Here is a 24,601-nt window from a genome sequence, read left to right on the forward strand (position 1 = left end):
CGAGCGCCAGGTACGGCGCTCCGTACCCGCCACTCCGCGCCACCAGGCCTCCGCCGGAAGCTTGCCCTCCGGTTCGAAGGGCTCGCCGGGCCGGGGCAGGGCCACCGCCTGGCCGGCCTCCTCGGCCGCCTCCTTGGTCCACTCCCCCGGCTCGGCCCACGGATGCGGAGCGAGATTGAAGGTGCCCCAGTGGATCGGCAGCAGCACGCCGTGCGGTGCGCCGCCCTGGAGGTCCAGGTGGGCGCGCAGGCCCTCGTCGGGGCGCATGTGGATGTCGGGCCAGAAGTCGCTGTAGGCCCCGATCTGGATCATCGTGGCGTCGAACGGGCCGTGGGCGGCGCCGATGTCCTTGAAGCCCTCGAAGTAGCCGGTGTCGCCGCTGTGGTAGATCCGGTGCTCCTCACCGGCGACGGCCCAGGACGCCCAGAGGGTGTGCTGGGTGTTGCGCAGACCGCGGCCGCAGAAGTGGCGGGCCGGGGTGGCGGTGAGGGTGAGGCCGCCGATTCTGGTGGACTCGTGCCAGTCCAGCTCGCGCAGCCGGTCCGCGGAGACGCCCCAGTGCTCCAGGTGGGCGCCGACGCCGAGCGGCACGGCGAACACGGTGTCCGTGCCGGCCAGCGCCTTGATCGTGGGCAGGTCGAGATGGTCGTAGTGGTCGTGGGAGATCACCACCACGTCGACCTCGCCGAGCGCGGCCAGCGGCAGCGGCACGGGGTGCAGCCGCCGCGGTCCGGCGAACGGGAACGGGGAGCAGCGCTCGCCCCAGACCGGGTCGAACAGCACCCGGTGGCCGTCGATCTCCGCGAGCACGCTGGAGTGTCCCATCCAGGTCAGCCGCAGCCCGGTGGCGGGCGGCTTGGCCAGGTCGGCGAAGGTCGTGGGGTGCACCGGGACGGTGCCCTCCGGGGCGCGCAGGGGCCGGGTCTCCTTGTCGAAGAACACCTTCGCGAAGTCCAGCGTGGAGCCGGAGGGCCGGGTGCGCGCGGTGCCGCCGGGGTTCTGGAAGACGCCGTCCTTGAAGTGGGGGGAGCGGCGGATGCGTGCCATGCGCTCACCGCCCGGGTCCGCGCCGAAGGCCGCCGGCCGCAGTGCGCGGAGCCCGGAGATCGAGGAACGCAGTCCGGTCACGGTACCTCCCGGTGGAGTGGGTGAGGTTCCCCATTATGGTCGGCGCCTCCGACAGTCCGGGCCCCTTGGGGTGCCGGACCGCTCCTGCCGTGCACTACTGAACCGTCGTTCAGCGCGTTGACAGGGTGCGAACGGACTCCCGATACTGACTCACGATTCAGTAATGGGGCGGTCCCCCGCGGGCGCCGTGTCCGAGAGGCGCCTCCACGCGCGCGTGGCCGTGGACGGGACCGACGCCGTCACCGCCCCGCCCCTCCCCCGTCCCCGCATTCGCGTTCCCGAGGAGCCCCATGTCCGCCCCCGCCCCCTTGATGTCGCTCGTCTGGACCGACCACGTCACCGGCCGTCAGGGCTTCCTGGTCGTGGACCGGCTGGTGCGCGGCGTGGCCGGCGGCGGGCTGCGGATGCGCCCCGGCTGCACCCTGGAGGAGGTGGCGGGGCTCGCCCGCGGCATGACGATGAAGGAGGCCCTGCACTACGACCCCGAGGGCCGCTACATCCCGCTCGGCGGCGCCAAGGGCGGCATCGACTGCGATCCGCGGGCCCCGGAGGCGTACGGGCTGCTGGTGCGCTATCTGCGGGCCATGCGGCCGTACATCGAGACGCTCTGGGCCACCGGCGAGGATCTCGGCCTCTCCCAGGACCTGGTCGACCGCGCGGCGGCCGAGGCGGGCCTGGTCTCCTCCGTGCAGGCGGTGTACCCGCTGCTGGACGACGAGACGGCGGCCCGCGCACGGCTCGCGGACGCCTTCGCCGTCGAGGTGGACGGCATCGGACTGGACGAGCTGGCCGGCGGCTGCGGGGTCGCCGAGTCGGCGCTCACGGCCCTGGACCGGGCGTCGGTGCCGTACGCGGGCACGCGCGTGGCCGTCCAGGGGTTCGGCACGATGGGCGGGGCCACCGCGCGGTTCCTCGCGCGCGCGGGACTGAGGGTGGTGGCGGTCGCCGACATCAAGGGCACGATGGCCAATCCGGCGGGGCTCGACGTCGAGGCACTGCTGGCCGCGCGGGACGGGTACGGCACCGTCGACCGCCGTGTGCTGCGGCCCGGCGACCGTGAGCTGCCCGGCGACGCCTGGCTGTCGGCCGGCGCGGAGGTGCTGGTGCCGGCGGCCGTGTCGTACGCGATCGACACCGGCAACCAGGAGCGGATCGGCGCCCGTTGGATCGTGGAGGCCGCCAACATGCCGGTCCTGCCGGAGGCGGAGGCGCTGCTGGCCGCGCGCGGGGTGACCGTGCTGCCGGACGTGGTGGTCAACTCCGGTACGAACGCCTGGTGGTGGTGGACCCTTTTCGGGGACATCGGTGCGGACGCCGGCGAGGCCTTCACCCGTATCCGGCGTTCCATGCGCGCCCTGACCGGCCTGATGCTCGACCGCGCGGACACCGACGGTACGACACCGCGCGCGGCCGCCCACGCCCTGGTGGCCGACCGGCTGCCGGTGATCGCGGATCGCTTCGGGTGGTACCGGTGACAACGGCGCACAGCTGACTCAACTGGCAGCAACCAGCGGGCTGCTGAGCCTGTGCCCCGGCCGCTCGGGTGTGCCTGAGATCTTCAGTGCCGGTCCGGACGGCTGTGGAGGCCCCTTCGGCGCCGCCGTCAGCAAAGGATTAGGGTGACGGCGTGGCGAGAGTGCGGTTGAGCGTGGCCGAGCGGCGGGAGGAGTTGCTGCGGGCCGCCATCGGGCAGATCGAGGCGCGGGGCGTGGCGGCGGTCAGGATCGCCGACGTGGCCGCGGCGCTCGGGGTGAGCAACGCGCTGGTGCTCTACCACTTCTCCACGAAGGAGAAGCTGGTGGCCGCCGCGTTCGCCTACGCCGCCGAGGACGACCTCACGCATCTGCGCAAGCTGCTGGGGCGGCGTACGTCCGCGCTGCGCCGGCTGCGGGCGGCGGTGCGCTGGTACGCGCCGACCGGCCAGGCCAAGGGCTGGCGGCTGTGGATCGAGGGCTGGGCGGTGGCCCTGCGCGAGCCCGCGCTGCGCGAGGTCACCCGGGACCTGGACAAGCAGTGGAAGGCGGCGATCGCCGAGGTGATCAGCGAGGGCGTCGCCGCGGGCGAGTTCACCTGTGCCGACCCGGCCACTGCCGCCCTGCGGCTGACCGCGCTGCTGGACGGGCTGGCGGTGCAGCTGACGTCGTACCCAGGCGCGCTGCCGCGCGGCCGGGCACAGGAGTGGGTGGACGACGCTCTCGCCCGCGAACTGGGCCTGGACCGAAGGGCGTTGACCGAACGGGGGCCCTGAACGGCCCACCGGGACGGGCAACGCCCGGAAGTCCCCCACCCGCCCCACCCCGCCGGCACAGGCGGGGTGGGAGGAGTGACGGTCAGGCCACCGAGGCGATGCGGTGTTTGATGTCGTCCGGGGACAGGGCGCCCTTCGCGGTCACGTGGTCGCCGGAGGACTCGCCGCGCAGTCGGCGGCCGATCCACGGGACGAGGTACTCGCGGGCCCAGTGGACGTCGTCGCGGCGGATGTCCAGCGTGCCCCGGGGCGGCAACGGCGGCCACGGCTGCTCCGGGTCGGCCGGGATCTCCAGGCCGAGCGCCTGGCCGGCGCGCAGCGCCACGCGCGTGTGCCCCTCGGGCGAGAGGTGGAGCCGGTCGCTGTCCCACGCCCTGCGGTCCTGCACGGACTTGAGGGACCACAGGTCGAGCACCGGGCAGCCGTACCGGTCGGCGATGGCCCGCACATGTCCGTTGTACGTGGCGATCTTGCCGCGCAGATGCTTGAGCACGGGAACGCCCCGCGTGTCGAAGCCGGTCGTCACGAGCACGGTGCCCGCGGCCTCCGTCAGCCTGGCCACGGCCCGCTCGAAACGCTCGGCCACCTCGTCCGGGTCGGTGCCCGGGCGGATGATGTCGTTGCCGCCCGCGCAGAAGGAGACCAGGTCCGGGGCCAGTTCGACCGCCTGCGGGAGCTGGTCCTCCACGATCTGGTCGAGCAGCTTCCCGCGGACCGCGAGATTGGTGTACTTGAAGTCGCCCTCGGGGCGCCGGTCGGCGAGCAGGACCGCGAACCGGTCGGCCCAGCCCACGAACGCCCCGTCGGGCCCGGGGTCGCCGACGCCCTCGGTGAAGCTGTCCCCCACCGCCACGTACGACCCGATCACTGATCTGTTGTCATTCTTCGAATCGTCTGCCACGTCGGACCATGATTCACCTTCGGATGTGACCTACGCGACCGTAGGCAGAGGTTGACGAACGGTGAGATGAGCCACTCTTAAATCATGTGCCATTCAGGAATACGCCGTCCTTCAGCGCTGTTGAGTGTGCGGTCGGCACACCCGGAAGCCGGTGACCCTGAAGTGGCTCCACACGGTCCGGAAGGCGAAGTGTCCGCCCGTGTACGGCTCGGGGTCCGTGTAGTCGAACACCAGGCGGCCGTTGTTCCACCACTGCACGAGCGAGCCGTCGGAGACGATGCACACGTGGTTGGGCTGGTTCGGGACCAGCAGCGGCTCGGTGTAGTCGTAGACGAGCGGGCGGACTCCGGGTTCACCGACGTAGCGGCGCAGCCGGGTGGTGGTGTTGTAGTTCGCGCCGTAGCCCGCGTAGTAGGTCGTGAGGTAGTCGTACTCGGCGAGCGCGCCGGTGCGGTGCGTGGCGAACAGGTCGGCCGGGGAGCGGACGTCCGTCGCGTTCCAGAAGTTGTTCAGGTCCGAGACGCGGTCGTTGGGGCCGCCTGCCGAGACCGCGGTGGCGGTGTACTCCAGGACGTAGGGCCCGTCGAGCCTGCGCCGGAACCAGACCGTCGCGCCGCTCGGCACGTCGATGTCCAGGACCCCGCGGCCGGCGGTGACGCTGCCGCCGTCCTGGAGTTCCGTCGCCCACTGGCCGAGGCCCTGCCGGAAGTCGTCGTGGGCGAGGAGCCGGCGACAGCCGGGTGCGGCGCTCGCGGCCGGAGCGGGGGCGAGCGCCGCCAGGGCGGTCGAGGCCGCGAGGGCGGTGAAGGCCCGGCGGGTGGTCGTCATGTGCGGGGCTCCTTCCGGAGGACCAGGGATGACGTCGTCGACACGCGCGCAGTAAGCGCTTGCTGTCGACGGCGACCACTGTGTCCCGCGCCCACCCTTTCTGTCGACACCCTGGGCGCGTCCGCCATGTGACCGCAACACATGACACAGGGCGGAGGCCGGACGAGCCGCAATCCGGGCGGCGGCAGGATGCGGCGTTCCGCCCGGACGGGTTCGAACGTCAGCGAGCGAGGCGCTGCTCACGCATCACCGGATGCGCCGCAGCCGGAGAACCGTGGCATCCAGGTCGCCCTTGAGTCCGGTGCGCAGACCGTGGTGCAGCAGCACGGCCCCGCGGTGCACTTCGCCGGTTTCGCGGCATTCGTACGACGCCGTCGGGTCGAGTCCGCGCAGTCGCAGCGCCGGCACCGGCTCGCCGTAGCTCTGCGCCTGGAGCCACGCGAGGACCACGGTCTCCTCTCCGCGGACGTACTGGACGGCGCTCAGCCCGCCGGACGGAGGCCGCAGCCGGTACAGCTCGCCGTGCTGGACGACCGGGCGGATCTCCTTGTACAGATCCACCCAGCGCCGGGCCTCGGCCAGCTCCTCGGCGCTCCACTCGGTGAGGTCGCCGCCGACACCGAGGACGCCCGCCATCGCGCTGACGAACCGGAACCGCAGCGAGCTGACCCGCCCGTTGAGCTGGATGTTCGGGCTGTCGGTGACCCAGGCGGCCATCACCCGGGCCGGATGGATCTGAGTGAAGCCGTGCTGGATGGCGAGCCGGTCCAGCGGGTCGGTGTTGTCGGAGGTCCACACCTGGTCGGTGCGGCCCAGCACCCCGAGGTCGATCCGGCCGCCGCCGCCCGAGCAGGACTCGAAGGCGACCTGGGGGTGGGCCGCGCGCAGCCGGTCCAGCAGGGCGTACAGGGCGCGGACGTGGTCCACCCACAGCCGCTGCGGGTACGGCTCGCCGGGCCAGCCGGCGTCGGTGAAGCAGCGGTTGAAGTCCCACTTCACGTAGTCGATCGGCGCGCTGGAGAGCAGGGTGTCGAGCTGCTCCCAGAGGTACTCCTGGACGTCCTCGCGGGCGAGGTTGAGAACGAGCTGATTCCGCAGTTCCGTCCGCTTGCGCCCGCTCTGGTACTGCACCCAGTCGGGGTGGGCGCGGTACAGCTCGCTGTCCGGGTTGACCATCTCCGGCTCGACCCAGATGCCGAACTGCATGCCGAGTCCGTGCACCTGGTCGGCCAGCGGCTTCAGGCCCTGCGGGAAGCGGTCGGGGTTGGGCGTCCAGTCGCCGAGGCCGGCGCGGTCGCTGGTACGGGCGCCGAACCAGCCGTCGTCCACCACGAACAGCTCGACCCCGATCTCGGCGGCCCGGCGGGCGAGCGCGAGCTGCTGCTCCTCGGAGATGTCGAAGTTCGTCGCCTCCCAGGAGTTGAACAGCACCGGGCGGTCCTGCTCCGCGTCCGGGACGACATACGCGCGCTGGTAGGCGTGCCAGGTGCGGCTGGCGCCGCCGAAGCCGCCGTCGGACCAGAGACCCGCGAAGACCGGGCTCGTGTACGACTCCCCGGCCTCCAGCATCAGCAGGCCCGAGTCGTCGTAGCCGGCGCCGCCGGTGATCTGCACGCGCGCGTCCGGGAGTTGGGCGACCGCGATCCGCCAGGAGCCGGACCAGCCCAAGGCGCAGCCGTAGACCTCGCCGCGTTCCTCGGTGGCGTCGGTGTCGAGGGCCACCCAGGGCAGGTGCTGGTGGCCGGTGTGGCCGCGGCGGCTGCCGATGACCTTCTCACCGTAGGTGAGGGGTGCGGTGGTGAGGCGGGACTCGGCGGCCCAGCGGCCGTGCAGCTGGGACAGCCGCCAGCCCGCGCGGTCGGGCAGGGTCCAGGTGGCCGCGTCGGCCCGCAGCAGCTCCACGCGCGCGTGTCCGCCGTTGGCCACGGTGACCCAGCGCTCGACGACATCGCCGCGCATCCGGTAGTGCAGGGTGATCGCGATTCCGCCGTCCTCGAAGCGCAGCCCCAGCTCGTCACCGTCGGCCGCGTACGACACGAAACGCCACTCGGTGCCGCGCCGCTCCTCGGTGCGTACGGACAGGGCGGGACGGACGAAGCGGGGGCCGCCCTCGACGGGGTACTCCTCGCGGCCGTCGAGCGGGGACTCGAAGGGCCAGTAGGCGGGCAGCGGGTGCCGGGCCAGGGCCTCGGCGTCCGCGAGGGCGATCCGTGGCCCCCAGTGGAGGTGGAGCAGTTCGTCCGCATCGGTGAGATGCAGGGCGTAGCTGCTGGCTGGCCCCGAAAGGAGCCAGGTACGACCGTCTTCGGCGATGTCCACCACTAGATACCTCACAGGTGCCAACAGATCCGCTCAAGTGCCAACATCATGAGAGTTCCACGGCCTCCGTTTCAATGCCTGGGCCTCCTCGTTTCCCCGCCGATGGCTGTCGTTTCCCTGCCTGTGGACAACTCCTTGCCCGAGGAAACCGATGTCGTATGGTCGACGGAGCGCCCGCCGACGAGCCGCGACGGCGGGGCCCGACCGGGAGGAGCCCCCGTGACGCAGCAGGTCCCGTCGACCGAGCCGGAGCTGGCCGGTGTGCGTAATTTCCGCGATGTGGGCGGTCTGCCGACCGCGGACGGGCGGCGGGTGCGCCACGGCGTGCTGTTCCGCAGCGGGCATCTGGCGCACGCGACCGAGAGCGACGCGGCCTTCCTCGCCTCCCTGGGCCTGCACACGATCTTCGACTTCCGCAACGCGGCCGACCAGAAGCTGGAGGGCCCGGACGTCGCACTGCCCGGCGTGCGCAACGTGAACCTGCCGCTGAGCGATCCGGCGGACGGCGCCGAGTTCTGGACCATGGTCCGGGACGGCGACCTCGACCAGCTGCGCGGGATCCTCGCCGACGGCAAGGGCGCGGCCCGGATGGTCGCCTCGTACCGGAAGATCGTCAAGGAGCGCACCGCCGAGCACTCCCGGGTGCTGCGCGCGCTCACCGAGGACAGCGTGCCCGCGCTGATGCACTGCGCGGCCGGCAAGGACCGCGCGGGCATCTCCATAGCCGTCACGCTCCTCGCCCTCGGCGTGGAGCGGGACGCGATCGTCGCCGACTACCTGGAGTCCAACGCCAAGCACCGCCGCTACAAGGTGCGCCGCAGCGGCAGCGCCGAGAGCGCGTACACCCCCGAGGTGATGGAGCTGCTCAGCCCGCTGTTCGACGCCCGCGCCGAGTATCTCCAGGCGGCCTTCGAGAGCATCGAGGAGACCTGGGGCGCGGTCGACACCTACCTGGAGCGGGGCCTCGGCCTCACCCCCGGCGGCCGCGACCGGCTGCGCGAACGCCTGCTGGACTGACCGTCGGGGTTCCCCCGGCCTGCCACCCCGGTCAGCCCTTGCCGCCCACCGCGAACAGCAGGTAGAGGAACGCGGCGAACAGGTGGCCGACGGCGATGTAGATGATCAGGCGGATCCACAGGGAACGGGGGAACTTCGTCTCGAAGTTGCTCATGGCAGCTCTCCGGCCGACGGCCCCAGGCACAGTGCGGCCGTGGGGCTCTGCAGCAGGGTGTGGACGAACAGCAGCTCGACGCCGTCGTGGTCCTCGGCGGCGAGGCGGTGCGGGGTGAGCGAGTCGAAGTGGGCGCTGTCGCCGGGGCCGAGCAGATGCGCGGTGTCGCCCAGGCGCAGACGCAGGCGGCCCCTGAGGACGTAGAGCCACTCCTCGCCGGGGTGGACGCGCACGATGTCGCCCTGCGAGCCGTACGGCACGCGCACCCGCAGTGCCTGCATGCCGCGGCCGGGCGCCCCGGCCTGGAAGTACGTCCAGCCGCCCGCCCGGGTCGGCTCCATGTCGCCGGCGCGCACGATCGCGTCCCGGCCGGTGACCGTCTCCCCCAGGAGTTCGGAGACCGTCGTACCGTAGATGCGCGCGAGGGCGAGCAGCATCGGCAGGGACGGCTGGCGTTGCCCGGTCTCCAGCCGGGACAGATGGGCGGGCGAGAGTCCGGCGTCGCGGGCCGCGGCCTCCAGGGTGAGGCCGGCGCGTCGGCGCAGGGCGCGCAACTGCGGCGCGACCACGGGCAGTGCGCCGCCCGGCTCCGCCGGTGACCCGGCATCTGAGGCGTTCATGCCTCTATTCAGCCCCTGTTTTGCCTCATCGGCAATTTTTTTGCCTGTGAGGCAAAACAGCCGGGTGATCTCTGCCAGCCAAGCGATCGGGCCGCTGCTACGCTCCCCCCAGGACTTGAACACGTTCAAAAATGGGGGACCGCATCATGTCCATATCGAGCACGCCCCGCCCCACCGGCTCCCGTCCGGCCGGCTCGCCCGCCGGCGCCCTCGGCCCGCTCTCGCTCGGCCTCGGAACCATCGCCGCCGTGAGCACCTGGCCCACGCTCACGTTCTTCCTGCTGCCCTGGTCGGTGCTCGCCGCCGCCTTCGCCGTCACCTTCGGCTGCATGGGGATCCACTACGCCGGCCGCGGATACGGCCGGCTGTGGACCTCGGTGACAGGGACCGTCCTCGGCGCGGTCGGGCTCGGCGCCTTCCTCCTCCTTCTCACCTTGATGTCCTGAGCACCCGCCGCCGTCAGCGATGGGCGACCGCCTGTTTGATCAGGGTCTTGCCGAAGTCCCACATCAGGCCGCCGCCGCTGTGCGCGTCGTCCATGACGGCGGTGAAGGCATCCATGAACCGGTCGACGTCCGCCTCGTCGACGACCAGCGGCGGGATCAGCTTGATCACTTCCAGGTGGTCGCCGGAGACCTGGGTGAGGATGCGGTGCCGCTGCAGCAGCGGTACGACGACCATCTGCGCGAACAGGCCCTTGCGGGCCGCCTGGAGCATGGTCCAGCGGCTGCGCAGCTTCAGCGAGGACGGCTTGCCGAACTCGATGCCGATCATCAGGCCCCGGCCGCGCACGTCGGCGAGCAGCTCGTACGTGTCGATCAGGGCGGTCAGCCGGGACTTCAGCAGCTCGCCGGTGCTGCGCACGCCCGCGACGATCAGCTCGTTCTCCATGACCGACAGCACCGCCAGGCCGCACGCCATCGCCTGGGCATTGGACCCGAAGCTCGCCGAGTGCACCAGCACGCGGTCCATGGACGAGTAGACCTTCTTGAAGATCCAGTCCTTGCCGAGAGTGGCCCCGACCGGGACGTACCCGCCGGACAGCGCCTTGGCCACGCACACCAGGTCGGGCTCCACGCCCTCCTCGTGCTGGTAGGCGTAGAAGTCTCCGGTGCGGCCGAGACCGGTCTGCACCTCGTCGGCGATCAGCAGCGCCTTGTGCCGGTGCAGCAGGTCCTGGGCGGCGCGCAGATAGCCGGGCGGCGCCTCGTGCACGCCCTTGCCCTGGATCGGCTCGACGATCAGCGCGGCCACGTCGCCCTTCTTCAACTCCCGTGCCAGGGCGTCCAGATCGCCGAGGGGTACGGCGGTGTCGGGCAGCAGCGGGGCGAAGCCGTCACGGAAGCCGTCCTCGCCGTTGACCGACAGCGAGCCGGTGGTCAGGCCGTGGAAGGCGTGGTCGCAGTACAGGATCCGCGGCCTGCCGGTGGCGTAGCGGGCGAACTTCAAGGCGGTCTCGACCGCCTCGGTGCCGCTGTTGCCGAAGAACACCCGGTCCAGGTGCGGGCTGTGGGCGAGGAGCCGTTCGGCGAGCAGGCCGGGCAGCGGCTGGCAGTCGAAGCGGGTGAGGTCGGCGAGGCCGAGGTCGAGGACGTCGTGCAGCGCCTTGCGGACGACCGGGTGGTGACGGCCGAGGCCCATCACCCCGAACCCGGCGAGCATGTCCAGGTAGTCGTTGCCGTCCGCGTCCCAGAAGTGGGCGCCCTCGGCCCGCTCGTAGACCTTGTCGAAGCCGATGGTGTGCAGCATGCGCGGGAGCTGCGGATTGAGGTACTTCGTGTGCAGCTCGTAGCGTTCGGCTCCGCGCTCGGCGAGAGTTGCGCCGAGGTCGAACTCCGTGCTCATTCCTTCTCCTTGGCTGGGCCGCCCGTGTCTCTGAAGGCCAGGCTCGCGCTGATCCGCCCGGCGATCTCGACGGGCGTGAGTCCGATGTCGGCCAGCACCTCGCCGCGCTTGGCGTGCGCGAGGAACTGCTCCGGGATGCCGAACCGCCGTACCGGCACGTCCACGTCGGCGTCGCCGAGGGCCAGGGCGACCGCCGAACCGACGCCCGCGGAGCGGCTGTTGTCCTCCACGACGGCCACCAGCCGGTGCTCGGCGGCGAGGCCGGGCAGGGCCGGGTCGACGGGCTTGACCCAACGGGGGTCCACCACCGTGCAGTCGATGCCGCGGGCCTGGAGCAGGTCGGCGGCCTGGAGGCAGACCGGTGCCATCACGCCGACGGCCACCAGCAGCACCTCGGGGCGTTCGCCGCGGTGCAGCACGTCCATGCCGCCGACACGGTCGAGCGCCGGGATGTCCGGGCCGGCCGACTCCTTCGGATAGCGGACCACGGTGGGCGCGTCGTCCACGGCGACGGCCTCGCGCAGCTGGGCGCGCAGCTGGCCGGCGTCGCGCGGGGCGGCGATCCTGAGGCCGGGCACGACCTGGAGGACCGACATGTCCCACATGCCGTTGTGCGAGGCGCCGTCGACGCCGGTGACGCCGGCCCGGTCGAGGACGAAGGTGACCCCGCAGCGGTGCAGGGCGACATCCATCAGCAGCTGGTCGAAGGCGCGGTTGAGGAAGGTGGCGTAGACGGCGAAGACCGGATGCAGACCGCCGGTGGCGAGCCCGGCCGCCGACACGGCCGCATGCTGCTCGGCGATGCCCACGTCCCACACGCGGTCGGGGAAGCGCTCGGCGAACCGGGTCAGCCCGACCGGGTGCAGCATGGCCGCGGTGATGGCGACGACGTCGTCCCGCTCCTCGCCGATCTTCACGATCTCGTCGCCGAACACCGAGGTCCAGGACGGGCCGTCGGACGGCGAGAGCGGCTCGCAGGTGAGCGGGTCCATCACGCCGACCGTATGGAAGTGGTCCTCCTCGTGGGCGAGGGCGGGCTCGTAGCCGCGGCCCTTCTCCGTGAGGCAGTGGACCAGCACCGGGCCGTGGAAGCGCTTCGCGCGGCGCAGCGCCGACTCGACGGCCTTGACATTGTGGCCGTCGATCGGGCCGACGTACTTCAGGCCCAGGTCCTCGAACATGCCCTGCGGGGCGAAGGCGTCCTTGAAGCCCTTCTTCGCGCCGTGCAGGGACTCGTAGAGGGTGTTCCCGACGACCGGGGTCCTCAGGAGGACGTCCTTGCCCCAGGCCAGGACCTTCTCGTAGCTGTCCGTGGTGCGCAGGGTGGCCAGGTGGTTGGCGAGGCCGCCGATGGTGGGGCCGTAGGAGCGCTCGTTGTCGTTGACGACGATGATCAGCGGCCGGTCCTTGGCGGCCGCGATGTTGTTCAGCGCCTCCCAGGCCATGCCGCCGGTCAGCGCGCCATCGCCGATGACCGCGACCACATGGCCTTTATCCCCCTGCACCTGGCGGGCCTTGGCGAGGCCGTCGGCCCAGCCGAGCGCGGTGGAGGCGTGGCTGTTCTCGATGACGTCGTGCTCGGACTCCTCGCGCGAGGGATAGCCGGACAGGCCACCCTTGCCGCGCAGCTTGGAGAAGTCCTGACGTCCTGTCAGCATTTTGTGCACGTAGCTCTGGTGGCCGGTGTCCCACAGGATGCGGTCGACCGGCGACTCGAAGACCCGGTGGAGGGCGAGGGTCAGTTCCACCACGCCCAGATTGGGGCCGAGATGCCCCCCGGTCCTGGAGACCGCCTGCACCAGGAACTCACGTATCTCGTGGGACAGTTCGCCGAGTTCCGCCTCGGACAGCGCCTTCAGGTCGCGTGGTCCCCGGATGTTCTCCAGAATGGTCACGCTCGGCCCCCTCTCGGTCCGTGCCTTGCCTCAATTCGACTGGTCTGCGGGGCTCGTCCGCTCGGCGAGCTTCATGGCCTCCTCGATGAGGGTCTCCACGATCTTCGACTCGGGGACGGTCTTGACGACCTCGCCCTTGACGAAGATCTGCCCCTTTCCGTTGCCCGAGGCAACCCCGAGGTCTGCCTCGCGGGCCTCGCCCGGACCGTTGACCACACACCCCATCACCGCGACACGCAACGGCACTTCCATGCCGTCCAGTCCCGCCGTGACCTCCTCGGCGAGCTTGTACACATCGACCTGGGCCCGCCCGCAGGACGGGCAGGAGACGATCTCCAGGCGCCGCTGCCTGAGGCCCAGGGACTCAAGGATCTGGATGCCGACCTTGACCTCCTCGGCCGGCGGCGCGCTCAGCGAGACCCGGATGGTGTCGCCGATGCCCCGTGACAGCAACGCCCCGAAGGCGACGGCCGACTTGATCGTGCCCTGGAAGGCCGGGCCCGCCTCCGTCACGCCGAGGTGCAGCGGGTAGTCGCACTGTTCGGCGAGCTGCCGGTAGGCCTCGATCATCACGACCGGGTCGTTGTGCTTCACCGAGATCTTGATGTCCCGGAAGTCGTGCTCCTCGAAGAGCGACGCCTCCCACAGCGCCGACTCCACCAGCGCCTCGGGCGTCGCCCTGCCATACTTCTGCAGCAACCGCCGGTCCAGGGAACCGGCGTTGACCCCGATGCGGATCGGCGTGCCATGGTCCCCCGCGGCACGCGCGATCTGCCGGACCTGGTCGTCGAACTTCTTGATGTTGCCCGGGTTGACGCGCACGGCCGCACAGCCGGCCTCGATCGCCGCGAACACGTACTTCGGCTGGAAGTGGATGTCCGCGATCACCGGGATCTGCGACTTCCGCGCGATCGTCGCGAGGGCGTCCGCGTCGTCCTGCGTGGGGCAGGCGACGCGGACGATCTGGCAGCCGGACGCGGTGAGTTCCGCGATCTGCTGCAGGGTGGCGCCGATGTCCGACGTACGGGTCGTCGTCATCGACTGCACCGACACCGGGGCACCGCCCCCGACCGCCACCGGCCCGACGCGGATCTGCCGCGACGTACGCCGCGGCGCGACCGGCCGGGCCGGTACCTCGGGAACGCCCAAGGGAACGGCGGTCATGGCGTCAGTCCCGGTTTCCGGAGACGGTCTCGCGCATGGCCCGCAGCGACTCCTTCAGGGAGCCCATGGTGGCGAGGACGGCGGTGGGCTCGTAGCCGCAGTGCGCCATGCAGTTGTCACAGCGCGGGTCCTTGCCGCGGCCGTACTTGTCCCAGTCGGTCTCCTCCAGCAGCTGCCGGTAGGTGGGCACATAGCCGTCGCTCATCAGGTAGCAGGGCTTCTGCCAGCCGAACAGCGAGTAGCTCGGGATCGCCCACGCGGTGCACGGGAAGTCGACCTTGCCCTCCAGGAAGTCCAGGAAGAGCGGGCTCTGGTTGAGCCGCCATTTCGCGCGATTGCCGCCCGAGAACGCCTTCTTGAACAGCTCCCGGGTCTGCTGGACGCCGAGGAAGTGCTCCTGGTCGGGGGCCTTCTCGTAGGCGTAGGCGGGCGAGAGCATCATCTCGTCCACCTTCAGGTCGTCGTTGAGGAAGTTGAGCACCTCCACGACGGTCTGCGGGGTGTCGGTGTTGAAGAAGGTCGAGTTGGTGGTCACCCGGAAGCCGCGTCGCTTGGCCTCCTTGATGGCCTCCACCGCCTCGTCGAAGGTGCCCTCCTTCGCGACCGAGGCGTCGTGCCGCTCACGCAGCCCGTCGATGTGCACCGCCCACGCGAAATACGGCGAGGGCTTGAACTTGTCCATCTTCTTGCGCATCAGCAGCGCGTTGGTGCAGAGGAAGACGAACTTCTTCCGCGCCACCAACTGCCTGACGATCTCATCGATCTGAGGGTGCATCAGAGGTTCGCCGCCGGCGATCGACACCATCGGCGCACCCGACTCCAGGACTGCGCCGACCGCCTGCGCCACGGGCATGCGCTGCTTGAGCACGCCCGCCGGGTGCTGGATCTTGCCGCAGCCCTCGCACTTGAGGTTGCACGCGAACAACGGCTCCAACTCGACCAGCAGGGCGAACTTGTCCCTCTTCCTCACCTTCTGTTCCAGCAGATATGTAGCGACCTTGAGGGTCTGACGCAACGGCATGACCATCTGGCTCACCTCCGGGGGAGCAACAAAGAACGGTGCCATTCGAAAAATGCGGGAAGAACGGAACGAAGAACACGGAAGGCTGATATTCCTCCGCGCACTGTGCCGATCCGGACGAGTTCATGTTCGGGAGCGTCCACGACCACCCGGACGGCCGCAACCGGGCGTTCGCCGGCGCGGACGGCGGCGAGGAGCGTGGCCGCCGACTCCATGTCGACCGCGATCGCGCCGGTCGCGAGCAGCTGGGATCGCTCGGGGCCGCGCACGACGTGGTCGGAGCCGGTGAGCGGCCCGGTGTGCACCGTGCGTCCGGGCAGCAGCCGCACCAGCTCCTTGACCAGCAGCTCGGTCGCCACGCAGGCGACCGTGCCACGCGGGTCCCGGGTCTCCTCGGCGACCACCAGATCGCCGGGGTGCATTCCGGGGGCGAGCCCGGCGCAGAACCCGGTGGCCAGCACGGCCGCGTCGGCGAGTGCCGGCCCGGCGAGCTGCCGGGTGACGGAGCGTTCCGCCGCCTTCGGGCCCATGCCGGTACGGACGACGGAGTACGGCCCGCCCGCCCCGCTGCGGTCCCCCGTGCGCAGGGCGAAGTGCTCGATGCCGAGCGCGCAGGCGATCAGCAGCGGGGCCGGGACGGGTTCGGCGGTCACCTCAGTGCACCTGGGCCTCGGCGTGAGGTTTCTTCGCGAGCAGCCGGCGCTCGAAGGGATCGCCGTGCAGGTAGCGGCCGAGCGCGGTGAGCGGGAAGACCTGCCGGTACAGGTGGTAGTTGATGGAGAAGTCCCAGGGGAAGCCCGTGCCGGTGAAGTACGGCTCGTCCCAGCTGCCGTCCTCGCGCTGGGTGTCGGCCAGCCACCGGATGCCGCGCTCGACGGCCTTGGAGTCCTGCTTCCCCGCCGCGAGCAGCGCCATCAGCGCCCACGCGGTCTGCGAGGCGGTGGAGGCACCGCGGCCGCTCCATTCCTTGGCGTACTTGTAGGAGCGCAGGTCCTCGCCCCAGCCGCCGTCGTCGTTCTGGACGCTCTCCAGCCAGGTCACGGCACGCCGGATCGCCGGGTGGGAGCCGGGCAGTCCGGCCGCGGTCAGCGCGGGGACCACCGACCCGGTGCCATAGATGTAGTTGACGCCCCAGCGGCCGAACCACGAGCCGTCCGGCTCCTGTTCGGCGAGCAGCCAGTCGATGCCGCGCCGGGTGCGCGGGTCGTGGGCGAGGCCCTCGGCGGCGAGCATCTCCACGACATGCGCGGTGACGTCCGCCGACGGCGGGTCGATCACCTCGCCGAAGTCGCAGAACGGCAGCCGGTTGGGGAACGGGCTGGTGTTGTCGACGTCGAAGGCGCCCCAGGCCCCGTTCTTCGACTGCATCCCGAGGTTCCAGCGCACCGCGCGCCCGATGGCCTTGTCCATCCGCTCGGGGTCGTGGTGCCGGACCCGGCGCAGCGCGAGCGCGACCTCGGCGGTGTCGTCGATGTCCGGGTACTGGTCGTTGTGGAACTCGAACGCCCAGCCGCCCGGCGGGAGCCCGGGCCGGCGTACGGCCCAGTCGCCGGGCCGGACGATCTCCTCGCCGAGCATCCAGTCGGCGGCCTTGACCAGTTGCGGGTGATCGACGGGCAGCCCGGCGTCGACCAGTGCGATGGTGGCGAGGCAGGTGTCCCACACCGGGGACTGGCAGGCCTCGATCATCCGGGCGCCGTCCTCGCGCCACACGGCGAAACGGTCCAGCGAGGCGAGTCCCTCGCGCAGCACCGGGTGCTGAAGGTCGTAACCGAGCAGGTGCAGGGCGATGACCGAGTACACGGCCGGTGGCTGGATGCCGCCCCAGCAGCCGTCGTTCTCCTGCCGCTCGACGATCCAGCGGGCCGCGCTGTTCATCGCGGCCTTGCGCAGCCGGCGTACGGCGACCCTGCGATAGCCGCGGACCACCTTGTCGAGCCGCTGGAAGAGCCCGTCCCAGCTGGTCATCGGGGCGAGCGGCTGCGGCGGGCTGGGGTTCGCCGGGTCGGTGTGCAGCTCGTCCAGGGCGAAGGGCGCCGGGCGCACCGGTCGCTTGGCGGAGACGATGGTGAGCGGCACGATGGTCTGCCGCGCCCAGCAGCCGAAGTTGTAGATGTTGAGCGGGAACCAGGTGGGGAAGTAGATGAGTTCCGGCGGAAGTTCGGGCAGGTCCTCCCACTTCCACCAGCCGAACAGGGCGAGCCAGATCCGGGTGAAGACCCGGGCGGCGGCGATTCCGCCGCGCTCGCGGATCCAGGCCGACGCCTTCGCCATGTGCGGCGCGTCGGGCGCGTCTCCGGCCAGCCGCAGGGCGACGTACGCCTCGACGGTGGCGGACAGTTCGCCGGGTCCGCCGTAGAAGGTGGCCCAGGTGCCGTCGTCGCGCTGCTCGCCGCGGATGAACTTCGCGGCGGCCTGCGTGGTCTTCTCGTCGCGGATGCCCAGGAACTGACGGAGCAGCAGGTCTTCGGCGTCCATGGTGACGTTGGTCTCCAGGTCGCCCTTCCACCAGCCCTGGGCGTCCTGCCGCGACAGCAGGAAGTCGGTGGCGCGCCGGGCGGCGCCTGCGGCGGCTTCGTGTACCCCGGCCGCCTCGGGGGTGGTGAGAGTGGTGTCGCTGGCCGCGGCCGCGTGGGACTGCGAGGCTGCCCCGGTGCTTCCGTCGGTCGTCGCTGTCATGGCTTCCCCTTCGTGCAGTCGTGCGAGTCGTGCTGCTGTGGGTCCGCCGTCGGCCGGTGTCCTCTCGTCTTCCTGCGACACCGGCCGGCGACTACGCGAGGCTTGTCGAGCCGATAATGATCATCTCTTCCGTACGACGACGAAGTCGGCGAGCGCCGCGAAGGCGTCCCGGACCCGGCCGGGCATGTCGACGGCGTCGAGGGCTTCGATGGCGATGGTGTGCTGACGGCGTGCTTCACCGGCCGTCCAGTCGCGGCCGCCGGCCTCCTCGATCAGGGCCGCGCGGGCGGCGAACTCCTCCTCGGAGAAGTTCTCGAAGTCGGTGCTCTTGGCGTCCGCCGCGAGCATCTCGCCGAGCTTCTCGGAGGCGGAGCCGCCGGCCGCGAGGGCGGCGACGACCGGCAGGGACTTCTTGCGCTGGCGCAGATCGCTCCAGGTCTGCTTGCCGGTGGCCTCCGGGTCACCCCAGATGCCGAGCAGGTCGTCGACGGCCTGGAAGGCGAGGCCGAGGTGGTAGCCGTACTTCTCCAGCGCGTCGGCGGTGGCGTCGTCCGCTCCGCCGAGGACCGCGCCGATGGAGCTGGAGGCGGCGAGCAGCGCACCGGTCTTGTTGCCCTCCATCTCCAGGCACTCCTCGACGCTGACGCGGTCGCGGTGCTCGTAGGAGATGTCCTGCGCCTGACCGTCGATCAGGGCGCGGGTGGCGGCGGTCAGCCGGCGCGTGGCGCGGCCGGCCTCGACGGTGCCGAGCTCCAGCAGAATCTCGTTGGCGAGCGCGAACAGGGCGTCGCCGACCAGGATGGCCTGAGCGGGCCCGTGCACCTTCCAGACGGTGTCGCGGTGCCGGCGCTGCTCGTCGCCGTCCATCAGGTCGTCGTGCAGCAGCGAGAAGTTGTGGACGAGTTCGACCGCGACGGCCCCCGGGATGCCCACCTCGGGCGCTGCGCCCGTGACCTCGGCGGAGAGCACGGCGAGGGCCGGCCGTACGGCCTTGCCGCCGTCTCCCTCGGCGGGGTTGCCGGCCGCGTCGATCCAGCCGAAGTGGTAGGCGGCGACGGTGTCCATGGGCGGCGCCAGGCGGTCGACGGCCGTACGCAGGACCGGTGTGGCCAGGGTCCGGCCGCGCTCCAGCAGCGCGGTCACGTCCACCGCGGTCCTCCGAGCGGGTGTCGAGGCCGGGGGCACAGTGGGCACAGTCTCTCCTCTTGTTGCGGTACCGGGGGTGCGGGGGCCTGCCCTGTACTGATCGAGCATCAGGCCGCCTCCTCGAACGCGAAGAGACGGCGGGGGCGGGGCCGGCCCAGGGCGTTCAGCGCGGCGTCGGCCGCACTCACTCCACTGCGGACCGCACTCTCCATGGTCGCGGGCCACCCTGTGGCGGTCCACGCTCCGGCCAGGTACAGGCCGGATGCCTTGGTACGGGCGCCGGGCCGCAGCCGCCCGACGCCGGGGGTGGGGGCGAACGTCGCCGTGCGCTCCCGGGTCACGAAGAAGTCCTTCACCACCGCGCCACGGGTGCCCGGGATCAGCCGCTCCAACTCGGGCAGATAGCGCGCGCGCAGCGCGGCGACCGGCAGCTCGATCTCGTCCTGCGCGGCCGACTGCGACAGCGCCAGGTACTGACCCTGGTCGAGCCCGGAGGCGTCGGTGCGGTCGAAGACCCACTGCACGGGGGTGCCGAGGGCGGCGAAGAAGGGACGGGCGAGCACCGTGCGGTCGTAGACGACGTGCACGTTGAGGATCGGCGCGGTGCCGATCCGCAGGAGTTGCTCGGGGGCGTCGAGGGCGCCGGGCGGCAGCAGGTCGTGCGCCTCGCGCTGGGGTACGGCGAGGACGACGGCATCGGTGTGCAGCGTCTCGCCGGGAACCTGAACGCTCCAGGTGCCGTTCTCGTTGGTAGAGACGGAGGTGACGCGTGTACGGACTTCGGTGCGGACGCCCGCGGAGTCGAGCGCCTTGCGGGCCAGCCGGTCGTGCAGTTCGCCCAGCGGGACGCGGGCCCAGCCGATGTCGGCCGCGCCCGGGTCGGACAGCAGACCGGTCTTGAACACCATCGCGGCGAGCCCCAGCGAGGCGTCGCCCGCGACCGCGTTGAGGGTGGCGACCCCGACCAGGTCCCACAGGGCCTCGACGGCGCGCGTCGACTGGCCGTGCGCGGCCAGCCAGCTGCCGAAGTCCTGCGTGTCCAGGGTCGGATCGGCGAGGTCGAGCCCCTTGAGCGCGAGCGCGGCACGCCCGACCGCGGCCCGCTCGGCCAGCGACAGATGCGGATACGTGGCGAGGCTGCGCCCCAGGTGGAGGGGGACGGGCAGTGCGTCGCGCCGCAGCCGGCCGAGCCGTCTGCCCTCGGGCCTGGCGACGTCGACGACGGGCACGTCGAGGCGGTCCTGCAGCGGTGCCAGCGCCGTGCCCTCGATCCGGTCGAGGAACCAGCGGTAGGCGGTGCAGCAGCGCAGGTACACGTGCTGGCCGTTGTCGACGGTCAGTTCGCCGCGCTGGAAGGAGAAGGCGAGGCCGCCCAGCCTCGGCCTGCCTTCGAGCAGGGTGACGCGGACACCCGCGTCCGCGAGCGCGAGCGCGGCGGTGATGCCGGCGAGCCCGCCGCCGACCACGACGGCGCTGCGGCCTGCCGGACCCTCGGCTCCCGCGATGTCAGCGTGCGCCTGTGCGGGGCGCGAGCCGTCGCTCATCGTGCGTCCTTCCCTGCCTGCCGACCGTGCTGGTTGAACGGTGCACGCTCGGCCGTCGCAGTCAGGGACGCCACGCCGCAGCCGAGGGTTGCCTGCCGCATGTCTCCTGGTTCGGTGAGGTCCATCAGGCGCGCCTCCTGACGGACCGCGGCGCGACATGGCGGGTCACATGCCGGGTGTCGAGCCCGGACAGACCGCGCACGGCGACGTAGGCCTTCTCGCGGCCGGGCAGCGAGACGCGGCCGCGCAGTACGGCTTCGGGGTCGCGCTCGATGCGGTCCAGCAGCCGGCGGTAGATGCCGGCCATGGCGGCCACGCAGGCGCCGCTGCGCCGGTCGAGCATGGGCAGCAACCGGTAGCCCTCGGCGAAAAGGGCGCGGGCCCGCCGTACTTCGAAGTGCACGAGGCCCGCGAAGTCGGAGCCCTCCGGTGGCGTCGGCCCGCCGAACCCGGCCGAGCAGCCGAACTTGGCCAGGTCGTCGGCGGGCAGATAGGTACGGCCGTTCTGGGCGTCCTCGCGGACGTCTCTGAGGATGTTGGTGAGCTGCAGGGCGAGGCCGAGGGTGTCGGCGTACTCACCGGCGCGCTCGGCGCCGCGCGCTCCCGGTTCGGTGCCAAACACGCCGAGCGAGAGCCGGCCGACGGCACCGGCGACACACCGGCAGTAGACCTTCAGGTCGTCCCAGGTCTCGTAGGTCTGCCCGCGTACGTCCATCTCGACGCCGTCGATCAGCTCGTCCAGGCCGCCGAGCGGGATCGGGAAGGCGCGGGCGGCGTGGTCGAGGGCGACGGCCACCGGGTCGGTGTCGTCCTCGCCGACCCGGCCGTCGCCGACCCGGGCGAGCAGGGCCCGGGTGTCCTGAAGACGGGTCAGCTTGGTCTCGCCGGGCAGGTCGCCGTCGCCGATGTCGTCCACGCGCCGGGAGAACGCGTACAGCGCCGACATGGCGCGGCGCTTGGGCGTGGGCAGCAGCCGGATGCCGTACGCGAAGTTACGGGCCTGCTGCCCGGTGACGGCCTCGCAGTAGCTGTAGGCGGCGAGTACCGGCGCGGACACATGCGACGGAGACTCCACGGTCCGGATCACCCCTCTCCTCGCAGGATCACGCCCGCCTCACGCAGCAACTGGACCTTGCCGGGCATGGGCGGGCCGGGAAGTACGTCGTATTCGGCGGCGGCGATCGCCCGGATCGCCGCCCTTCCCCCCGCCACGAACCCTGCGAGCAGCAGCTTCAACCTGCCGTGGACGCTACCCACGAGGGGGGCGCCTTCATTCAGCAGATCGCGGGCGCGTTGCGCTTCGTATGCAACCAGGGCGCGCACCGATGCGCCCCCGGTTTTCTCGCCAAGATCCGTTTCCTGGACGTGAAAGCGCTTCATGTCCTCGGCCGGGAGGTAGATCCGGTCCCGGCCGAGGTCCTCGGCGACGTCCTGGAGGTGCTCGACGATCTGCAGGGCGGTGCAGATGGCGTCGGACAGGCGGATCCGCTCGGGGGTCGCGGTGCCGGTGACGCCGAGGACGAGGCGGCCCACGGGGTTGGCGGACAGTTCGCAGTAGGCGAGGAGGTCGTCGTAGGTCTCGTACCGGCTGACGAGTTGGTCCTGACGGTTGGCGGCGATCAGGCCGAGGAAGGGCTCGGGGGTCAGGCCGCGGCGCCGGACGGTGGGCTGGAGGCGGCGCAGCAGCGGGTGGCTCGGGGTGCCGTCGAAGACCCGGCGCAGATCGGCCTCGAAGGCGTCGAGCAGGATCAGGCGGTCCTCGGCGTCGGCGGCCGGCACGCCGAGCAGCCGGGCGTCGGCGCCGCCGGGGGCGAGGTCGCCGTCGCCGATGTCGTCCACGAGGCGGGCGAAGCCGTAGACGGCCATGAGGTCGTCGCGCCAGGCCCGGGGCAGGAAAAAGGGGGCCACGGGGAAGTTCTCGCTCGCGGCTTTGTCCAGGGTGGCGCGTTCCGGGCCCGGCGCCGTCTCGGTCGCCGTCATCGCCCGCTGCCCGGGGCGGGGACGGCACATGCTGCGTTGAGCAGGGGAGTCTCCGTAGCCATCGCCGTCACATCTCCCGTTCTACACTGCGGATCCAATACACACTATTTCGGACACGCCGCCCGGCAATCCGGGGGACGCCCTGGCGCAGGGTGTCGCGCATTATCGCCCCACTTGCCGCTTTCCGGCACCGGTACAGCTTACGTTGTACAACGCATCGAGGTTCGTCGGGGTGTCCTGCAGATCACAACAACACACCGATCGGCGTCAAGATTCCCTGCGCCAGCCGGAGTTGACGTTTCCTTTGCGGCGCGGGGCCCAGCCGGACGGCTGCCGGCGGACCCCTGGCCGAAAACAGGCTACTTGCCCGTGAACTTCTCGTACTCCCTCAGCACCTCGCCGGTCGGCCCGTCCATCCGCAGCTCGCCGCGCTCCAGCCACAGGACCCGGTCGCAGGTGTCCCGGATGGAGTTGTTGTTGTGGCTGACCAGAAAGACCGTGCCGGCCTCCTTGCGCAGCTCCCGGATGCGCTCCTCGGAGCGCTTCTGGAACCCCCGGTCACCGGTGGCGAGGGCCTCATCGATCATGAGGACGTCGTGGTCCTTGGCGGCGGCGATGGAGAAGCGCAGCCGGGCGGCCATGCCGGAGGAGTACGTGCGCATCGGCAGGGTGATGAAGTCGCCCTTCTCGTTGATGCCCGAGAAGTCGACGATCTCCTGGTAACGCTGCTTGATCTGCTCCCGGGACATGCCCATGGCGAGACCGCCGAGGATGACGTTGCGCTCGCCGGTGAGGTCGTTCATCAGGGCCGCGTTGACGCCCAGCAGCGAGGGCTGGCCGTCGGTGTAGACCTTGCCGCGCTCGGCGGGCAGCAGACCGGCGATGGCGCGCAGCAGGGTCGACTTGCCGGAGCCGTTGGAGCCGATCAGGCCGATGGCCTCGCCGCGGTGGGCGACGAAGGACACCCCGCGCACGGCGTGCACCGTGCGCACGCCCCTTGCCGCGTCGTCGGAGCCCCGCCTGAGGATGCGGCTCAGCGCGGCCGTCGCGCTGCCCTTGCCGGTCTTCGCACCGTTGACCCGGTAGACGATGTGCAGGTCGTCCGCGATGACGGTGGGCCGGCGCCCGACCGTGCCCGGTGCGGTCAGCGGCTCAGCCACGGCCGTACCTCTCCTCCGCCTGCCAGAAGTACACGAAGCCGCCGGCGAAGACGGCCACGGCCCAGAACAGGGCGATGGCCCACACGTGCGGGGGCAGGTTCGCGGCACCGTAGCCGTCGATCAGCGCGTAGCGCATCAGGTCCATGTAGACGGCAGCCGGGTTGACCTGGAGCAGCCGGACCGCGATCTCGGAGCGGCCCTCCATCATCTTGCTGATGGAGAACATCACGCCCGAGGTGTACATCCAGGTGCGCAGGACGAACGGCATCAGCTGGGCGAGGTCCGGCGTCTTGGCGCCCATGCGGGCCACGATCAGCGCGAGCCCGGTGTTGAACAGGAACTGGAGCAGCAGAACCGGCACGATCAGCAGCCAGGCCGGGCTCGGGTAGCTGCCGAACCCGATCGCCACGATGAACATCACGATCATCGAGAACAGCAGCTGCTGGAGCTGCTGGAGCGAGAAGGAGACGGGCAGCGAGGCGCGCGGGAAGTGCAGGGCGCGCACCAGTCCCAGGTTGCCGGAGATCGCCCGGACGCCCGACATGACCGAACTCTGCGTGAACGTGAACACAAAGACCCCGGTGACCAGGAACGGGATGTACACGTCCTGGGACAGGCCGCGGCTCGCGTGCAGGATGACGCCGAAGATGAAGTAGTACACGCCCGCGTTCAGCAGCGGGGTCGCCACCTGCCAGAGCTGGCCGAGCTTGGCCTGGCTGTACTGGGCCGTCAGCTTCGCCTGGGAGAAGGCGAGGATGAAGTGGCGCCTGCCCCACAGCTGGCGGACGTACTCGGCGAGCGAGGGACGGGCGCCGCTGACGGCGAGGCCGTACCTGGCGGCGAGCTGCGCGGCCGTCAGTCCCTCGTCGGGCGACGGTATCGCGCTCACCGCGACACCGTCGTCATGGGTTGTGTGACTCACGAGTGGAATCCGGAATCTCTTGGTAAGAAG

At 71.2% G+C, this 24,601-nt stretch carries 22 protein-coding genes and 1 pseudogene; 4 read left to right on the top strand and 19 right to left on the bottom strand.

Going from position 1 to position 24,601, the window contains the following annotated elements; translation table 11 throughout:
* A partial coding sequence (locus LE548_RS03800; RefSeq protein ID WP_225095165.1) for an MBL fold metallo-hydrolase occupies positions 1–1,128 on the bottom strand: 1,128 nt, incomplete at its 3' end.
* 290 nt (positions 1,129–1,418) lie between these two features.
* Here LE548_RS03800 and LE548_RS03805 point away from each other — a divergent pair.
* Together LE548_RS03805 and LE548_RS03810 are read left to right on the top strand one after the other, a co-directional pair.
* Positions 1,419–2,603 (top strand): glutamate dehydrogenase, encoded by a 1,185-nt coding sequence (locus tag LE548_RS03805; protein ID WP_225095166.1) that lies wholly within the window; start codon positions 1,419–1,421, stop codon positions 2,601–2,603.
* Between the two features lie 152 nt (positions 2,604–2,755).
* A complete protein-coding gene (locus LE548_RS03810) occupies positions 2,756–3,376 on the top strand; it encodes a TetR/AcrR family transcriptional regulator (protein WP_225095167.1) in 621 nt (206 codons plus the stop codon).
* Positions 3,377–3,458: 82 nt separating this feature from the next.
* Here the strand turns inward: LE548_RS03810 and LE548_RS03815 are convergent, their stop codons facing one another.
* From LE548_RS03815 to LE548_RS03825, 3 genes are all read right to left on the bottom strand, one after another.
* Positions 3,459–4,244, bottom strand: a complete 786-nt coding sequence (locus LE548_RS03815) for an SGNH/GDSL hydrolase family protein (RefSeq protein ID WP_225095425.1) — start codon at positions 4,242–4,244, stop codon at positions 3,459–3,461.
* Between the two features lie 144 nt (positions 4,245–4,388).
* Positions 4,389–5,105, bottom strand: coding sequence for a DUF6250 domain-containing protein (locus LE548_RS03820; RefSeq protein ID WP_225095168.1), 717 nt, complete (start codon positions 5,103–5,105; stop codon positions 4,389–4,391).
* 246 nt (positions 5,106–5,351) lie between these two features.
* A complete protein-coding gene (locus LE548_RS03825; protein ID WP_225095426.1) occupies positions 5,352–7,427 on the bottom strand; it encodes an alpha-galactosidase in 2,076 nt (691 codons plus the stop codon).
* A 216-nt stretch (positions 7,428–7,643) separates the two neighbouring features.
* Here LE548_RS03825 and LE548_RS03830 point away from each other — a divergent pair, with 216 nt between their 5' ends.
* Entirely contained in the window at positions 7,644–8,441 is a 798-nt protein-coding gene (locus tag LE548_RS03830) for a tyrosine-protein phosphatase (protein ID WP_225095169.1), read from the top strand.
* 31 nt (positions 8,442–8,472) lie between these two features.
* Here LE548_RS03830 and LE548_RS03835 read toward each other — a convergent pair whose 3' ends face one another.
* Positions 8,473–8,595 (bottom strand): DUF6126 family protein, encoded by a 123-nt coding sequence (locus LE548_RS03835; RefSeq protein WP_225095170.1) that lies wholly within the window; start codon positions 8,593–8,595, stop codon positions 8,473–8,475.
* Positions 8,592–9,215, bottom strand: coding sequence for a helix-turn-helix domain-containing protein (locus LE548_RS03840; protein ID WP_225095171.1), 624 nt, complete (start codon positions 9,213–9,215; stop codon positions 8,592–8,594). Before LE548_RS03840 ends, LE548_RS03835 begins: the two co-directional genes overlap by 4 nt.
* 146 nt (positions 9,216–9,361) lie before the next feature.
* Here LE548_RS03840 and LE548_RS03845 point away from each other — a divergent pair, with 146 nt between their 5' ends.
* Positions 9,362–9,661, top strand: a complete 300-nt coding sequence (locus LE548_RS03845; RefSeq protein WP_225095172.1) for a hypothetical protein — start codon at positions 9,362–9,364, stop codon at positions 9,659–9,661.
* Positions 9,662–9,674: 13 nt separating this feature from the next.
* On the opposite strand, the gene LE548_RS03850 is transcribed toward LE548_RS03845, so the two are convergent.
* The 13 genes and pseudogenes from LE548_RS03850 to LE548_RS03910 form a co-directional block, all read right to left on the bottom strand.
* A complete protein-coding gene (locus tag LE548_RS03850; RefSeq protein ID WP_225095173.1) occupies positions 9,675–11,060 on the bottom strand; it encodes an aspartate aminotransferase family protein in 1,386 nt (461 codons plus the stop codon).
* Positions 11,057–12,955 (bottom strand): 1-deoxy-D-xylulose-5-phosphate synthase, encoded by a 1,899-nt coding sequence (dxs, locus tag LE548_RS03855; protein WP_225095174.1) that lies wholly within the window; start codon positions 12,953–12,955, stop codon positions 11,057–11,059. Before dxs ends, LE548_RS03850 begins: the two co-directional genes overlap by 4 nt.
* A 30-nt stretch (positions 12,956–12,985) precedes the next feature.
* Complete coding sequence (ispG, locus tag LE548_RS03860) at positions 12,986–14,119, bottom strand: flavodoxin-dependent (E)-4-hydroxy-3-methylbut-2-enyl-diphosphate synthase (RefSeq protein ID WP_225095175.1); 1,134 nt, start codon at positions 14,117–14,119, stop codon at positions 12,986–12,988.
* Positions 14,120–14,123: 4 nt separating this feature from the next.
* Positions 14,124–15,146: an adenosyl-hopene transferase HpnH gene (gene hpnH, locus LE548_RS03865; protein ID WP_225095176.1), complete on the bottom strand. Its 1,023-nt coding sequence runs from the start codon at positions 15,144–15,146 to the stop codon at positions 14,124–14,126.
* A 5-nt stretch (positions 15,147–15,151) separates the two neighbouring features.
* Complete coding sequence (locus tag LE548_RS03870; protein WP_225095177.1) at positions 15,152–15,793, bottom strand: 1-hydroxy-2-methyl-2-butenyl 4-diphosphate reductase; 642 nt, start codon at positions 15,791–15,793, stop codon at positions 15,152–15,154.
* 1 nt (position 15,794) lies between these two features.
* Entirely contained in the window at positions 15,795–17,819 is a 2,025-nt protein-coding gene (gene shc, locus LE548_RS03875) for a squalene--hopene cyclase (RefSeq protein WP_225095178.1), read from the bottom strand.
* 120 nt (positions 17,820–17,939) lie between these two features.
* Positions 17,940–19,004, bottom strand: coding sequence for a polyprenyl synthetase family protein (locus LE548_RS03880; protein ID WP_225095427.1), 1,065 nt, complete (start codon positions 19,002–19,004; stop codon positions 17,940–17,942).
* Between the two features lie 68 nt (positions 19,005–19,072).
* Positions 19,073–20,590, bottom strand: a complete 1,518-nt coding sequence (gene hpnE / locus LE548_RS03885; protein WP_374116022.1) for a hydroxysqualene dehydroxylase HpnE — start codon at positions 20,588–20,590, stop codon at positions 19,073–19,075.
* Positions 20,560–20,634 (bottom strand): annotated as a pseudogene (locus tag LE548_RS46405) (DUF6380 family protein); the annotation flags it as partial. The gene hpnE and the pseudogene LE548_RS46405, both read right to left, overlap by 31 nt.
* Positions 20,634–21,596 carry a presqualene diphosphate synthase HpnD gene (hpnD, locus tag LE548_RS03895; RefSeq protein ID WP_225095180.1) on the bottom strand — a complete coding sequence of 321 codons (963 nt, stop codon included), beginning with the start codon at positions 21,594–21,596 and terminating at the stop codon, positions 20,634–20,636. The gene hpnD and the pseudogene LE548_RS46405, both read right to left, overlap by 1 nt.
* Positions 21,593–22,489 carry a squalene synthase HpnC gene (hpnC, locus tag LE548_RS03900; RefSeq protein ID WP_225095181.1) on the bottom strand — a complete coding sequence of 299 codons (897 nt, stop codon included), beginning with the start codon at positions 22,487–22,489 and terminating at the stop codon, positions 21,593–21,595. Before hpnC ends, hpnD begins: the two co-directional genes overlap by 4 nt.
* 359 nt (positions 22,490–22,848) lie before the next feature.
* Complete coding sequence (locus tag LE548_RS03905; protein WP_225095182.1) at positions 22,849–23,649, bottom strand: ABC transporter ATP-binding protein; 801 nt, start codon at positions 23,647–23,649, stop codon at positions 22,849–22,851.
* Positions 23,642–24,571 carry an ABC transporter permease gene (locus LE548_RS03910; RefSeq protein WP_225095183.1) on the bottom strand — a complete coding sequence of 310 codons (930 nt, stop codon included), beginning with the start codon at positions 24,569–24,571 and terminating at the stop codon, positions 23,642–23,644. Before LE548_RS03910 ends, LE548_RS03905 begins: the two co-directional genes overlap by 8 nt.
* Between the last annotated feature and the right edge of the window lie 30 nt (positions 24,572–24,601).

Origin of the sequence: Streptomyces sp. CoH27 (assembly GCF_020181035.1) — a bacterium.
In the GTDB taxonomy this organism is placed as follows: Bacteria; Actinomycetota; Actinomycetes; order Streptomycetales; family Streptomycetaceae; genus Streptomyces; species Streptomyces camelliae.